Source organism: Glutamicibacter sp. NPDC087673 (genome assembly GCF_044743255.1).
Lineage (GTDB): Bacteria > Actinomycetota > Actinomycetes > Actinomycetales > Micrococcaceae > Glutamicibacter.
The window spans coordinates 259,385-271,744 of the sequence record NZ_JBIUWB010000004.1 but is presented as its reverse complement, the minus strand read 5'-3'; the positions used below and the strand labels follow the sequence as shown (position 1 = coordinate 271,744).

Annotated in this window: 14 protein-coding genes and 1 tRNA gene; 7 read left to right on the top strand and 8 right to left on the bottom strand. The window is 61.4% G+C overall.

What is annotated here, in order from left to right:
- Positions 1 to 13: 13 nt before the first annotated feature.
- Positions 14 to 796, bottom strand: a complete 783-nt coding sequence (map, locus tag ACIOTL_RS11445) for a type I methionyl aminopeptidase (protein ID WP_332594826.1) — start codon at positions 794 to 796, stop codon at positions 14 to 16.
- A 46-nt stretch (positions 797 to 842) separates the two neighbouring features.
- Between map and ACIOTL_RS11440 the strand changes: the two genes are divergently transcribed.
- The 5 genes from ACIOTL_RS11440 to ACIOTL_RS11420 all read left to right on the top strand — a co-directional run bounded on the left by ACIOTL_RS11440 (position 843) and on the right by ACIOTL_RS11420 (position 3,962).
- On the top strand, positions 843 to 1,136 hold the full coding sequence (locus ACIOTL_RS11440) for a helix-turn-helix transcriptional regulator (RefSeq protein ID WP_332486659.1): 294 nt from the start codon (positions 843 to 845) through the stop codon (positions 1,134 to 1,136).
- A gap of 104 nt (positions 1,137 to 1,240) precedes the next feature.
- The gene (locus ACIOTL_RS11435; RefSeq protein ID WP_105657301.1) at positions 1,241 to 1,567 is read left to right on the top strand and encodes a helix-turn-helix transcriptional regulator; all 327 of its coding nucleotides are present in this window, start codon (positions 1,241 to 1,243) and stop codon (positions 1,565 to 1,567) included.
- A 16-nt stretch (positions 1,568 to 1,583) separates the two neighbouring features.
- Positions 1,584 to 2,336: an NADPH-dependent F420 reductase gene (locus tag ACIOTL_RS11430; protein ID WP_400342898.1), complete on the top strand. Its 753-nt coding sequence runs from the start codon at positions 1,584 to 1,586 to the stop codon at positions 2,334 to 2,336.
- A 55-nt stretch (positions 2,337 to 2,391) separates the two neighbouring features.
- Positions 2,392 to 3,414 (top strand): LLM class flavin-dependent oxidoreductase, encoded by a 1,023-nt coding sequence (locus tag ACIOTL_RS11425; RefSeq protein ID WP_400342732.1) that lies wholly within the window; start codon positions 2,392 to 2,394, stop codon positions 3,412 to 3,414.
- Between the two features lie 110 nt (positions 3,415 to 3,524).
- Entirely contained in the window at positions 3,525 to 3,962 is a 438-nt protein-coding gene (locus ACIOTL_RS11420) for a 6,7-dimethyl-8-ribityllumazine synthase (protein ID WP_105657220.1), read from the top strand.
- A 96-nt stretch (positions 3,963 to 4,058) separates the two neighbouring features.
- Here the strand turns inward: ACIOTL_RS11420 and ACIOTL_RS11415 are convergent, their stop codons facing one another.
- A complete protein-coding gene (locus ACIOTL_RS11415) occupies positions 4,059 to 4,715 on the bottom strand; it encodes a DUF6308 family protein (RefSeq protein WP_400342731.1) in 657 nt (218 codons plus the stop codon).
- 136 nt (positions 4,716 to 4,851) lie between these two features.
- Between ACIOTL_RS11415 and ACIOTL_RS11410 the strand changes: the two genes are divergently transcribed.
- A complete protein-coding gene (locus tag ACIOTL_RS11410) occupies positions 4,852 to 5,226 on the top strand; it encodes a PH domain-containing protein (RefSeq protein ID WP_013348303.1) in 375 nt (124 codons plus the stop codon).
- 44 nt (positions 5,227 to 5,270) lie between these two features.
- Here ACIOTL_RS11410 and ACIOTL_RS11405 read toward each other — a convergent pair whose 3' ends face one another.
- The 5 genes from ACIOTL_RS11405 to ACIOTL_RS11385 form a co-directional block, all read right to left on the bottom strand.
- Positions 5,271 to 6,497: a glycerate kinase gene (locus ACIOTL_RS11405; protein ID WP_400342730.1), complete on the bottom strand. Its 1,227-nt coding sequence runs from the start codon at positions 6,495 to 6,497 to the stop codon at positions 5,271 to 5,273.
- 58 nt (positions 6,498 to 6,555) lie between these two features.
- Complete coding sequence (locus ACIOTL_RS11400) at positions 6,556 to 8,115, bottom strand: SLC13 family permease (protein ID WP_400342729.1); 1,560 nt, start codon at positions 8,113 to 8,115, stop codon at positions 6,556 to 6,558.
- The gene (locus ACIOTL_RS11395) at positions 8,112 to 9,632 is read right to left on the bottom strand and encodes an ATP-binding protein (RefSeq protein ID WP_400342727.1); all 1,521 of its coding nucleotides are present in this window, start codon (positions 9,630 to 9,632) and stop codon (positions 8,112 to 8,114) included. Before ACIOTL_RS11395 ends, ACIOTL_RS11400 begins: the two co-directional genes overlap by 4 nt.
- Positions 9,625 to 9,816: a hypothetical protein gene (locus ACIOTL_RS11390; protein WP_400342725.1), complete on the bottom strand. Its 192-nt coding sequence runs from the start codon at positions 9,814 to 9,816 to the stop codon at positions 9,625 to 9,627. Before ACIOTL_RS11390 ends, ACIOTL_RS11395 begins: the two co-directional genes overlap by 8 nt.
- Before the next feature lie 284 nt (positions 9,817 to 10,100).
- On the bottom strand, positions 10,101 to 10,910 hold the full coding sequence (locus tag ACIOTL_RS11385; RefSeq protein ID WP_400342723.1) for a DUF4352 domain-containing protein: 810 nt from the start codon (positions 10,908 to 10,910) through the stop codon (positions 10,101 to 10,103).
- Between the two features lie 337 nt (positions 10,911 to 11,247).
- On the opposite strand from ACIOTL_RS11385, the gene ACIOTL_RS11380 reads away from it, so the two are divergent.
- Positions 11,248 to 12,075 (top strand): hypothetical protein, encoded by an 828-nt coding sequence (locus ACIOTL_RS11380; protein ID WP_105657214.1) that lies wholly within the window; start codon positions 11,248 to 11,250, stop codon positions 12,073 to 12,075.
- A gap of 162 nt (positions 12,076 to 12,237) precedes the next feature.
- On the opposite strand, the gene ACIOTL_RS11375 is transcribed toward ACIOTL_RS11380, so the two are convergent.
- Positions 12,238 to 12,310: transfer RNA gene (locus ACIOTL_RS11375), tRNA-Asn, on the bottom strand.
- Positions 12,311 to 12,360: the final 50 nt, after the last annotated feature.

Sequence of the window (12,360 nt, the reverse complement as noted above, 5' to 3'; positions counted from 1 at the left end):
TGCCGGCCTCTGCCTATGCCGAGAGGTCGGTGGGCAGGGTGAGAATCTCCGCGCCAGTTTCCGTGATGGCAATGGTGTGCTCGGTGTGCGCCGTGCGGCAGCCGGTGGCGCTGCGCAGGGTCCAGCCATCGCGGTCGGTCACCAGCTTGCTGGTATCGGCCATGACCCACGGTTCGATGGCCAGCAGAAGACCGGGACGCAGCGTGTACCCGCGTCCGCGGCGGCCATCGTTGGAAACGTGAGGATCCTGATGCATGGTGCTGCCGATGCCGTGGCCGCCGAATTCCATGTTGACCTTGTACCCTTCGGCGGTCAGCACCGATCCGATGGCGAAGGACAGGTCGCCGATCTTGGCTCCGGGACGCGCCTCGGCGATAGCCGCAGCCAGGGCGCGCTGCGTGGTCTCGATCATCTTCAGGTCTTCTGCACGCGCAGCCGTGCCGACAATGAAGCTGATCGCCGCGTCGGAGGCGATGCCTTTCAAGGTGACGGCCAGATCCAGGGTGAGCAAGTCGCCATCGGCCAGCTGGTAGTCGCGAGGCAGTCCATGGAGCACCGCATCGTTGACTCCCGTGCAGATGTAATGGCCGAAGGGGCCGCTGCCGAAGGACGGGGCGTAGTCGACGTAGCAGGAGACCGCGCCGGCCTCCTCGATCATTTCCTTGGTCCAGGCGTCGATTTCCAAGAGATTGGTGCCGACCTGCACGCGGTGCTTGAGCGTATTGAGGATGTTTCCGACAAGGCGTCCGGTCTCGCGGGCGCGCTCTACTTCGCTGGCTGTGAGAATCTCGATCATTCCAATTACTATACCGGTATTTTAATACCGGTATAATGGTCTCATTATGGTCAGACTGCCGCTTACCGCCCGGGAAATCGAACAGGGCAAGAACCTCGGCGCGCTGCTTCGGCAGGCACGCGGCGAACGAACAATCCTCGACGTCGCGATCCAAGCCGGCCTCTCCCCCGAAACCCTGCGGAAAATCGAAACCGGCCGCGTCGCCACTCCCGCTTTTTCCACCATCGCCGCCGTCGCGGCCGCGCTGAGCCTATCGCTCGATGAGATCTGGTCAACCATCAACTCGCAGAAAACCTGCGGCTCTCCAGCACTTCACCCCTCACAGCTATCGCACCGCTAATTCGCAGGGCCTGATCCCTTCTGCATGTACATGTTGACGCGTACATAACTAGTATGTACACTTTTTTGCGTACATGCACGCCTTTCGGAGTTAAGGAAATGAACGTGGCAAGCCGCCTCACTCGACCTCTAACCATTCCCTCCGAAGAGGAAATGGACCTATTCGAAATCATGGCCGCTCTGGCCGATCCGGTCAGGCGCGCCATCATCGCTCACATTGGCGCAACCCCCGGTGGCGCGTGCAGCAGCTCGGACTTTGGTGTCTCAAAGTCGGCACTCACCCGGCACTGGCGCATCCTCAGGGAATCCGGCTTGATCAGGCAAGAGGTTGATGGCACCCGGCACCGCAACTGGTTGCGCACCGAAGAACTGGATCATCGATTCCCTGGACTCATGGATACGGTTCGCCAGGAACTTGCCCGCACCACATAAAATTCTTCACCCTTAGATACCTCATCGACCACAAGATAAGAATTCGGAGCAACCCATGAGCACAACCAAGATCGGGATTATCGGTAGCGGAAATATCGGCCAGGCCATTGCTCGCCTAGCTGTGGCCGCTGGCACCACCGTGGCCATCGCGAACTCACGCGGCACCGCCTCGCTCGCCGACGTGGTGGAAGAACTCGGCGACAACGCGCACGCGGCAACCGTTGCTGAAGCCGCTGAATATGGCGATATCGTCGTGTTGGCCATCCCGCTGTCGGCTTATTCGGACCTTCCAACCCAGGTGCTTGCCAACAAGACGGTCCTATCCACCGGCAACTACTACCCATCCCGCGACGGGCGCATAGAAGTTCTCGATTCCTTGAAGTCCACTACTGCGCAGTTGGAAGCATCGCTCCTTCCCGGCGCCCGCATCACCAAAGCCTTCAACAACATCGTGGCGCATCACATCCCGCTTCTGGTCAATTCAGCTCCGAGGACCGCGTTGCCAATATATGGCGATGACCTTGCTGCCAAGACCGAAGTGCTGGAACTTGTCCAAGCGTTGGGCTTCGACACGGTTAATGCCGGAACCTTGGCTGATTCGTGGCGCGCCGAGCCCGAATCCGGTGGCTACACTCACGTCTACGCCCAAGATCCCGCTAATTTCTACTCCGCGCACCTTGCCGATCGCGGTCAGCCAGTGACTATCGCGCAGCTCGAAGAGGCGTTCGCCACTGCGCATCGATCCGACGTCGCCGCCCGCCAGTTCTAGCAGACCACGAGGCTAGGACTGGAATAACCATTCGAGACTACTTGTTGCCTCAAGCATGAAGAACATCGGATTTTTGTCCTTCGGCCACTGGACCGACCACCCGCAATCAGGCACCCGCACCGCCTCCGATGCCCTGCTGCAGGCCATCGATCTGGCGGTCGCCGCCGAGGAGCTCGGCGCGGACGGCGCCTATTTCCGCGTGCACCACTTCGCCCAGCAATACGCCTCCCCGTTCCCGCTGCTGGCTGCCATCGGCGCGCGAACCAGCCGCATCGAGATCGGTACCGGCGTCATCGACATGCGCTACGAGAACCCGCTGTACATGGCTGAGGATGCAGGCTCCGCCGACCTGATTTCCAATCGCCGCCTGCAGCTGGGCATCAGCCGTGGTTCGCCCGAGCAGGTCATTGACGGCTGGCGCCACTTCGGCTTCGAGCCGCGCGAGGGCGAATCGGATGCCGATATGGGCCGCCGGCATACCGAGCGCCTGCTCGAGGTGCTTTCCGGGGAAGGCTTCGCCGAGCCTAGCCTGAACCCGATGTTCCCCAATCCCCCGGGCCTGCTGCGCATCGAGCCGCATTCGGACACCTTGCGCGAACGCATCTGGTGGGGTTCCGGTTCCAATGCCACTGCAGTGTGGGCCGCGAAGCTGGGCATGAACCTGCAGAGCTCCACGCTCAAGGACGATGAATCGGGCAAGCCCTTCCACGTCCAGCAGGCCGAGCAGATCCAGCTCTACCGCGACGCCTGGAAGGAAGCCGGCCACTCACGCGAACCGCGCGTCTCGGTGAGCCGCAGCATCTTCGCACTGACCGATGAGCGCGACTGGCAGTACTTCGGCCGTGACCGCTACAGCTCGGACCAGATCGGCAACATCGATGAGAAGACCCGTGCGGTCTTCGGCAAGTCCTATGCCGGGGAACCAGATGAACTGGCCAAGAAGCTGGCCGAAGACGAAGCCATCGCCGCGGCGGATACGCTCCTTCTCACCGTTCCAAACCAGTTGGGCGTGGACTACAACGCCCACGTCATCGAATCAGTGCTCAAGCACGTGGCCCCGCTGATGGGCTGGCGCTGAACCGGCTCATTCGTTACGCGGATCCCTTACCCATTTATTCCATTGAGACCCACGCCACTAGGGTAGATCAAAAGACTTAGACATTTGCACGCAGAATCAGGGAGCAACTCATGAGCAAGCCATTGAACGTCGCCTTCATCAAGGCCAGCTGGCATGCGGATATCGTCGACCAGGCCCTAGCCGGCTTCAAGGCCGAGATGGATTCTTCCGGGCAGGAATACACCATCAATGTCGTCAGCGTACCCGGCGCCTACGAAATGCCGTTGCAGGCCCAGCGCCTGGCGAAGACCGGCAAGTACGATGCAGTGGTAGCCGCAGCCCTCGTGGTTGACGGCGGCATCTACCGCCACGACTTCGTTGCCCAGGCGGTAGTGGACGGCTTGATGCGGGTCCAGCTGGATACCGATGTACCTACTTTCTCGGTCAGCCTGACCCCGCACCACTTCCACTCGAATGATGAGCACCAGGGCTTCTACTTCGAGCATTTCCTGAAGAAGGGCGCCGAGGCGGCACGCGCGGTTCAGGCCGTGGCGGCTATCGAGCTCTAGGGAATATGCGAAAAACAGGCGTGCTGCCTTGAACGCCGTTGCCAACGGTCAAGGCGGCACGCCTGAGCCGATTCTGGGCCAAGCCCTAGGCGCGATCTACGAATGCCTTATTTCGCGCTTTCCTTGCTTCCATAATGCAATATCCAAAACTCGTAATAACGACAAGTGAGGTTGGCCAGCCTCAGCCCTGATCGCTCTGAGCTTGTCTACAAATTCCGCGGCCTCGGAAGAACCGTCGTGGAAGGCGGAGTACCAAACGATCCACTGTTCTCCACTGCCTTTGATCCCGGCAACTGCTTCGACAACCGAATCGTAAACCGGAATCAAGTCCGGCCGCTTGCGAGCCATGATCTTGCTTGCCGTGGTTTGTCCAACCTTCCAAGGGTCTTCATGTTGCCGTAGAAGCGACCACAATTTATCCGCAGGCGATCCCTCAGCGAGATATCTCTCGAATGATTCTGGTGTCAAATTCTCAAACTTCAAGTCCTGCGGAATCTGGGACAGCAATTCGCTGATTTGCTCGGCTAGCGTTTCGAGGATTCCCAAGGAAGCCTGCGCTGGCACGTCAACGGAGAGCATCGATACCGCCACCAAGTCGGTCGCAGTGATTCGATGTGGATCAGTATCGACACCTTCACCCAGAGTTTCAAAGCGCGATCCAGAATACTTGGGCCGACCGTTTCCCATGGTCCCGAAATAGTCCCTTACATCTTCTACCGCAGTGCTGAAGTCTACTTTTGATCGAAGTTGCATTTACGCTGACCCCCATTATTGGTTGAAGATTTGATTATTTCACCGTACCTGAAAGTACCGACAAGTTGGGCTCTCAGCCACGATTCGGGAAATTAGTCGTCGCCTATTTGTCCCTCATCCTTCGTACGCTCTTTACATGATTGATTTCAATAATTCCTCTGTCTTCAAATTGGGCCCATGGGACCTTTCACAAGTCGCACCGGAGATCGTACCCATGATGGTCACTGGCGAAGAGCTACTAAGCGCTTTCAAGGGTGCACGCGACTACGTGGTCTTCAGCAACAAGCGACTCATCGCCGTCAATGTGCAAGGCATGACCGGCAAAAAGCGGGATTACACCTCGTTACCGTATTCGAAAGTCCAGTCGTTCTCCGTTGAAACAGCTGGAACCTTCGATCTGGATGCGGAGCTGGACCTGTGGTTCAGCGGGTTGGGCAAAGTTCGTCTGGAGTTCAAGGGCAAAGTTGATGTCCGGGCCCTCTCTCAGCTCATCGCCTCCTACGTGCTCTAGCAAGACAGCACGCCTGTTCCTATTCAGGGCGAGACCGCTGGCTGCTACCAGGCCTCGCGCGGGCTGAGCCGGGCTGCTGCCATTGATGCACCCAGGATGATGGTGCGCATGAAGCGTTCGGCCGCTTCGATCAGCAGCCGCTCCCCGTCATCCACTGCTTCTTGCAGCGTCATCGGGATGGGCATGATCGAGGCAATGGCGTCAATTCCGATATCGTGCACGTCTCGGCAGCCGCGGCCCAGAGTTCCTGCCAGAGCCACTACCGGCACCCCATGCAGCGCCGCGCGCCGCGCTACCTCCGCAGGCACCTTTCCCTTGGGCGTCTGGAAGTCGATGGCGCCTTCTGCGGTGATGACCAGATCCGCTCCGCGCAGCATCGAGTCCAGATCGATGCCGGCCAAGCCCGAGTCCAGGATCGCCTCGAAGCGAGGCAAGAGCACCGCCCCCACCGCCGCCAAGCCAGTGCCCAGCCCGCCCGAAGCACCCGTCCCCGGGGCCAAAGCGAAATCCGTGGAGCGCGAGGACTCCAGCGCATCGCGGCGCAGGATCGAGGCCCAGCGTTCGAAACCTGCTGACATGATTTCGACCTGTTCCGGAGTTGCCCCCTTCTGCGGACCGAAAATGCGGGCCACTCCGCGTGGGCCGGTCAGCACATTGTGCGGGTTCAGCGCCATGGTGATCCGGACATTCCCGGCAGCCAGGGCCGGGTGCAGGCCGGACAGATCCAACCGGTCCACCGATCCGAGGTAGTTGCCGCCGGCCTTGACCTCATGGCCGTTGGCATCAAGGATTCGTGCACCCAGCGCCTGCAATGCCCCCATGCCGCCATCCGAGGTACCCGAGTCGCCGCAGCCCACGAGGATCTTGGAGGCCCCGGCATCAATGGCGGCCGCGATCAGCTCGCCCACACCGTAGCTGGTGGTGGTTCCCGGATCCCGCTGGTCGCGGGGAACCAGCCGCAGGCCCGCAGCGGCGGCCATTTCGACGACTGCCGTTCCGGCCGCTTCGCCACCGAGCATGGCGTAGTGGGACTCGACTTGCTGGCCGACCGGACCGGTGACTGCCATTGGCACCAGGTGGCCGCCGGTAGCGCACGCCAGGGTTTCTGCGGTGCCTTCGCCGCCATCGGCGATGGGCACTGCCTTGACCGTGGCTCCGGGCAAGGCCCGGCGAACCCCGGCGCCGATGGCCGCCGCGACTGCCGCCGCGTCGAGGGATTCCTTGAATCCGGAAGGGGCTACCAGGATGCGTTGTGGAAGTGCGTGTGCCATGATTCGTTGTCCTTTTCAGTGAGGATGAATGCGATGAGATGTGAAGCTATGAGGTGGCTCAGAGGAACAGCGGCAGTCCCATGGCCGGCCAGATCCAGAAGGCGAAGACCAGGACCAGCAGGACCATGAGCGGTCCGAGCACCGCGCTCAGGCGCAGCAGGTCTGCCGGCTTATAGGTTTCGATGCCCTCGATCTCGGAGAACAGGTTCACCGGCTTCGCGCTGCTGGTCAGTGTGTGGCAGAAACCGGCGGCGGCGGTGGAAGCCAGGGCAATGGCTACCGCGTTGACCCCGACGCCCGGGGCCAGCGAGACCACCAGCGGAATCAGCACCGCTGAGCGGGCCGAACGGGACTGGATGACCAGATGCGCCGCGGCAGAGACCACCACCACGAGGACGGTGAAGACCCAGGGTGCGGCAGCGCCGAGCTGCTCGACGGGGCCAAGCACCTTGCGGGCCAGCCATTCGGCGGCTCCGGTTCCGGCGAGCGCCGTGCCCAGGGTGAGGGTCGCGGCCATGAAGATGAGCATCGACCACGGCACCGCCTTCAATGCCTTGGCCAGGCCTACAGAGCCATATCCCGGGCTGGCTACCAGCAATGAACCAAGCAGGGCCACGATGGCGGGATGGAGCTGGTGCAGGGGCTCGGTGCACCAGAGCACCACCACGGCCGAGACCAGCAGCGCTGCCCTGGATTGCCCCACCGTGAGCGGGCCCGAGAGCGGCACCGGCGAATACTGCTGCAGCCGCTCGATGCCCACCGCCAGCGGTTCTGCGCGGTCCTCCTTGCGGGTGAACATCCACAGCACCAGTTCGGCGCACAGATGGGAGGAAACGAAAGCCAGCGGCAATCCGTAGACCAGCCAGCCGGCGAAGGAGAATCCTTCATGGCCCGCGGTGGCGAGGATCTGGCTGGTGATCAAGTGCGCTCCGGCGCCCAGATAGGATGCCACCGCCGAAAGCAGGATAACCGAGGGGAAAACCAGGGACAGGGCCAGGACGATGCGGCGGCGATCCGCCAGGGCCTTGGCCAGGGCAATGAAGACCGGAATGGCCAGGGCCGCGCGCCCGGAAGTGGACGGCACCGCGAATGCGGTAGCGACCAGCACCCCGGTGGTCAGGTGGATCAGCTGCCGCGGGGTGTTCGCCCCTGCGGCTATCCATGCTGCGGCGCGGGTAGTCAGTCCCGTGGCGGTGATCCCCGCCGCGATCACGAAGGCGGCCAGCAAGAGCCAAATGGTGTCTTCTCCCAGCGAGGAGAACAGTTCGGCTTCGGGCAGCACGCCCATGAGCACCAGCACCACTGCTGCGCCCAAGGCGATATAGGTATCGCCTACTGGCGAGAAGACCCAGAGCCAGATGGCCAAGGCGAAGACCGCCAGGGTCAGGGCCCCTTGGGCTGGCAATGCCTGCGCTGTCCCCGCATCCGGGCCGAAGGCTCCGTAGGCGCACCAGCCGAGAAAGCCCAGCAAGACCAGTGCGGCGATGATTCGCGCTGCGTTCTGCTTGCTCCAGCGGCTTCGTGCCCCACCGTCGTTGCCCTGTTCCGCGGCCTGGTCCATGGACCGCTGGGCGGTGTAGCGGAATCCCGAGCGTGGTGCGGTTGGCTTGATGCTCATGACTCACCGCCCAGGCTGCTGGCCATGGATTGGGCGAATTCTTCTTCGCAGCGGATGCCTTGTCCGGCATCAGCTTGCGGGAGGGAAAATCCGAAACTGGTCCCGTTGCCGTTTCCGGATTCCACCCAGGCCGTGCCGCCGTGGGCTTGCGCGACCGCTTTCACCACGGCCAAGCCCAAGCCCATGCCGGATCCCTGCTGGCCGGCTTCCGGGGCACTGCGATAGTTTTCCAGCAGGGCACGGGCCTGGTCCGGGTCCAACGCCGGTCCATCGTTGGCAACCCAGAAGCTGGCCATGCCCTTTGCTGCGGCAGAACCGATCCGGATGCTTTCTCCATCCTCGGTATGCGCGACGGCATTTTGGATCAGTTGGTGCATGGCCTGGGCAACGCGCAGCGGATCCAGCCACGCCTGGGCCTTGGCAGACTCGGCTATGCGGAATCGGCGGTCCGGGTAGGCGCCCGGGCGGGCGGCTGCCGCGGCAACGTCCGCCGTGACTTCGCCGACGGGCACCATTCGGCGCTGGATGAAGTCCGGGTCCGAGCTTTGCGCCAGCAATTCCAGGTCGGCAAGCGTCTGCCCCATCAGTGAAATGTGCGCCTGCGCGGTGCTGATGATCCTGCCGCGTTGCTTCCGGGGCACCTCTTCCTCGTTGAGCTTCTGCAAGGCAGCTGCCATCTTGCGTTGCGGGCTTCCCAGGTGCTCTCGTGCTTCGGCGATGAAGTGGCGTTGGGCCAGATGCGAAGCTTCAACCCGGTCAAGCATCGCATTCAGTGTCCTGGCCAGCTGCGCCAAGTCGTCGCGTCCTTCGACCGGAACGCGGGCCGAGAGGTCATTGGCGCTAATCGAGGCGGCGGTTTCGCTCATGGTGCGGATGGGACGCATGATCTGCCCAGCTGCCAACCAGGCGATCCCCGCGGTCAAGGCCAGTCCCCCGGCGGCCACGCCGAAGAGCATGGTTGCCTGCCGGTTGGCTTCTTCCTGGGCCCCGCCAATGAAGTGCGCGACGACCAGATGGGCTTGGTGCCCCGCCCCGCTGGCTCCGGAGGCATCCTTGGCCTCGGCCTTCGCCCAGCGAACCGTCCCGTGGTTGCTCTCCAGGATTCCGGAGGTCTTCGCGTCATCGAGAATACGGCCCAGGAGCACGGGGTCATCAGCCAGCCAGGTCCCGGCCTGGTTGGCTGCGGTGCCTGCGGTGAGCACCCGTCCATTGGCCTGCGCGAGAATCGCTTCGCCGGCCGTCGGCTGCTGGCGGGCCAGATAGCGTTCCATCAATTCACCGATCGAGGAAAACGGGCGAGCTGTCTTCGGGTCCAGTCCCTCGGCGGCGAAGGTCCGGAACTCCTCGATTTCCTGCGCGATGCCCACGTTGGCAGCTTCGGCTACTTGGCCGGACATGATCGAACGCATCGAAACCGTTACGGCCAGCAGGGCCAGTGCAGTAGTGAGCACGATCCACCCGACAATGCGCAACCGTGCCGACACCGTTGATCCCTGGTGCTCATGGATATCAGCCATTGGCGATCAGCTCCTCAGCTTGCGCTTGTGCAGCAGCGGGCTCGGGATCCGGTGAGAGCTGGACAATGATTGGCTGCTGATGCGGGATGGGCGGATTGGCCTTGTCGGCAAGTGCCTGGCTGGCGCCGGCCAGTCCCGCTGGCACGGCCAACACCATGAGGATGAGAAGTATGCGGCGATTCATGCTTTGAACATTAAAAGACCCTTGTGAGGAGCGCATTAGGCGGTGGTGAGAGGATTATGGCGCGTCCATGAGAAGCAAATGAGAGCGAGCGAATCGCCCCGGGTTCTCGCGTATTTCCGAGGTCCGGCAGCGCGGGGAATTCCTTGAAAATTTTCCCGATCTTCCTATTTTCGGTGTTCATGTTGTGGTCGCAATCCGCGAGCTGCGGGCTTCCTCGCCGCCAGGGCAAAAGAAAAGAGGTTCCGCCACCCCTGATGGGATAGTGGAACCTCTGCGAATTCGAGCTACTTCGCAGCCCAGAGCACCGAGTCGTCAGTGAATGAGAGCGTTTCGCTCATGCGGATTTTCGCATCTGCCACGGCCTCGGCCGGCACGTCGAAGACCACCTGGTAGCTTCCCTTCCCGCCCTTGGCCAAGGTAGGAACGTCCATGCCCGGCTTGGCGGTGATCGCAGTCGCGCTGCTGGTGCTGTAGATGCTTGCATCCGAGCCCACCAGCTCTGGATTAAGGTCCAGCCATGCGTCGCCTTCTTCTTCTCCGTTGTAGACAACAGAAAGGTCCACGAGGACATACTGGCCTTCGGCCTCCTGGTTGAACTCATTTGCCTTGGCGATCTGTGCGCCGGCATCCAGGTTCACCGCACTGACATTGACCGAATACTCGCCAACAGCAGCGGCCTGCCCCAAGGCCAATACCTGTGTTTCGTCTTCGGCTTGCTCGATGATCTCAGCCGGTGCCGCCACTTCGCCGTCGGAAGCGTCGGCAATGCCGTTGGCGACCTCGTCGATCGCCTTCACATAGGCTGCCTGGGTGGCGAACACAAGAACGATGGCTACGATGGCGATGATGCTCGATGCAACGCCCAAGCCCTTGCTGCCACGGCGCTTGGAAGCGGCAATGAGCGAGACGATGCCCAGTACCAGAGCAATGAAACCGAGCACGGCGGCAAAGTTGTTGACGATCGGTACCCAGCACAGGGCCAATGCAACGATGGCCACGACCAGGGCCGCAATGCCCAGGCCCTTGCCAGCTGAGCTCTTGGCAGGCGGTGCCGGTGGCACCATGTTCGGATCGACCGGATTTTGTACAGACATGAAAGCTTCCTTCGAGTGAAGACGGCGCCACGCTGGCGCCGAGGCGGATATCAGCCCAAGCGGATGAGGACTTCGGCCGAAAAGAGTCTTTGTTGACTCTTCAAGAATCATGCCAGTGCCTACCGACAATTTAGCTTGCCCCGGATTCGGCTCCAGCCGAGCTGCCCAAGGCAGCTGCAGTTTCCGGAAGCCAAGTGCGGTCGATTGACGTGCACCATTCAGGTGTTCCAGCAGGTGCATCTGGCCCGCGGACCGATGCCTGCGATTCTCCCGGGAATTTTCCTGCGCTAGGCGGGCCCGTTGGCAAAACCTGGGTGATTCATTACAGAATGCACTTATGGCGACTTCCCTTGAACACTCCCCGGGCCGCAGTACATTGCGCTATGTGCGCCTCATGCTGCTCGCGGTGCCCCTGCTCCTTGTCGTTGCCATCGTCATCTATGGCATTGCCAACCAGCGCATTGAAGACTCCCTGAGTTCCTATTACCTGGGTCCAGCACGGGACTTGTTCGTTGCGATGCTGGTGACTACCGGAGTGCTGCTCGTGGTTTACACCGGAGACGAGCTGGAGGACTATGCACTGAATTTGGCCGGCTTCTACGCCATGTTCGTCGCCTTGGTTCCCACCAAGCTGGGTGAAACGCTGGCGCAACTGCCCCTGGGCGAGCAGAGGCGGCTCATCTTCTCCGTGCAGGTATCGGTTATTGCGGTTCTCGTCGTCAGCTCGGTATTCATCTGGCTGGGAATCAGGACTAGCCGCGCTCCGCACCGCGCGCTGTTCCACAGCACCGCGACCAAAGCGCTCGGTTTGCTGAGCACCCTGCTCCTGGTCGGCTTTGTCCTGCTGCTGCTGTGGCGGACCGTTGAAGGCAAGCAGTTCGCCGGCGTGCATGCCAGCGCTGCATTCCTGCTGATCTTCTCCATGGGCATCGCCATCGCCAGCCACCTGGACCACAAGCCGCTGTGCGCGATGGACACCAGCGGAGGCAAGAAGCTGCACTACGCAATCATCCTGGTGCTGATGCTCATCGGATTGATTGCCTGGCCGATCCTGCTGGCCGCGGGCATCCAGGAGGCCCTATTCATTGTCGAATGGTTCGAGATCAGCCTTTTCTCGTATTTCTGGTATCTGGAATCCCGGCGCTTATGGAACCCGGCTGCCTGAATCCGCTAGGCAAAAAACCCGCCGCTGGTCCAGCAACTGGCCCCTGCTACCTAACTCGGCTTTTTCCTGGCGAGGCTAGTCAGGACTAGGTGCCAGAATTCCGGTTTCAGGCGAAAATAAAAGGTTCCGACTCGCGAATGCGAGCCGGAACCTTCTTGTAAGCTCCTCCAACTGGACTTGAACCAGTAACCCTTCGATTAACAGTCGAATGCTCTGCCAATTGAGCTATGGAGGATTGCAACGAGATATAACTTTACCCAAGATTCCCGCGAATGCAAAATCGGG

Bases quoted from the DNA above. Each gene is read 5' to 3' on its own strand.
- map (WP_332594826.1), bottom strand. From the start codon at position 796: ATGATCGAGATTCTCACAGCCAGCGAAGTAGAGCGCGCCCGCGAGACC.
- ACIOTL_RS11440 (WP_332486659.1), top strand. From the start codon at position 843: ATGGTCAGACTGCCGCTTACCGCCCGGGAAATCGAACAGGGCAAGAAC.
- ACIOTL_RS11425 (WP_400342732.1), top strand. From the start codon at position 2,392: ATGAAGAACATCGGATTTTTGTCCTTCGGCCACTGGACCGACCACCCG.
- ACIOTL_RS11420 (WP_105657220.1), top strand. From the start codon at position 3,525: ATGAGCAAGCCATTGAACGTCGCCTTCATCAAGGCCAGCTGGCATGCG.
- ACIOTL_RS11415 (WP_400342731.1), bottom strand. From the start codon at position 4,715: ATGCAACTTCGATCAAAAGTAGACTTCAGCACTGCGGTAGAAGATGTA.
- ACIOTL_RS11410 (WP_013348303.1), top strand. From the start codon at position 4,852: ATGATTGATTTCAATAATTCCTCTGTCTTCAAATTGGGCCCATGGGAC.
- ACIOTL_RS11405 (WP_400342730.1), bottom strand. From the start codon at position 6,497: ATGGCACACGCACTTCCACAACGCATCCTGGTAGCCCCTTCCGGATTC.
- ACIOTL_RS11400 (WP_400342729.1), bottom strand. From the start codon at position 8,115: ATGAGCATCAAGCCAACCGCACCACGCTCGGGATTCCGCTACACCGCC.
- ACIOTL_RS11395 (WP_400342727.1), bottom strand. From the start codon at position 9,632: ATGGCTGATATCCATGAGCACCAGGGATCAACGGTGTCGGCACGGTTG.
- ACIOTL_RS11390 (WP_400342725.1), bottom strand. From the start codon at position 9,816: ATGAATCGCCGCATACTTCTCATCCTCATGGTGTTGGCCGTGCCAGCG.
- ACIOTL_RS11385 (WP_400342723.1), bottom strand. From the start codon at position 10,910: ATGTCTGTACAAAATCCGGTCGATCCGAACATGGTGCCACCGGCACCG.
- ACIOTL_RS11380 (WP_105657214.1), top strand. From the start codon at position 11,248: ATGGCGACTTCCCTTGAACACTCCCCGGGCCGCAGTACATTGCGCTAT.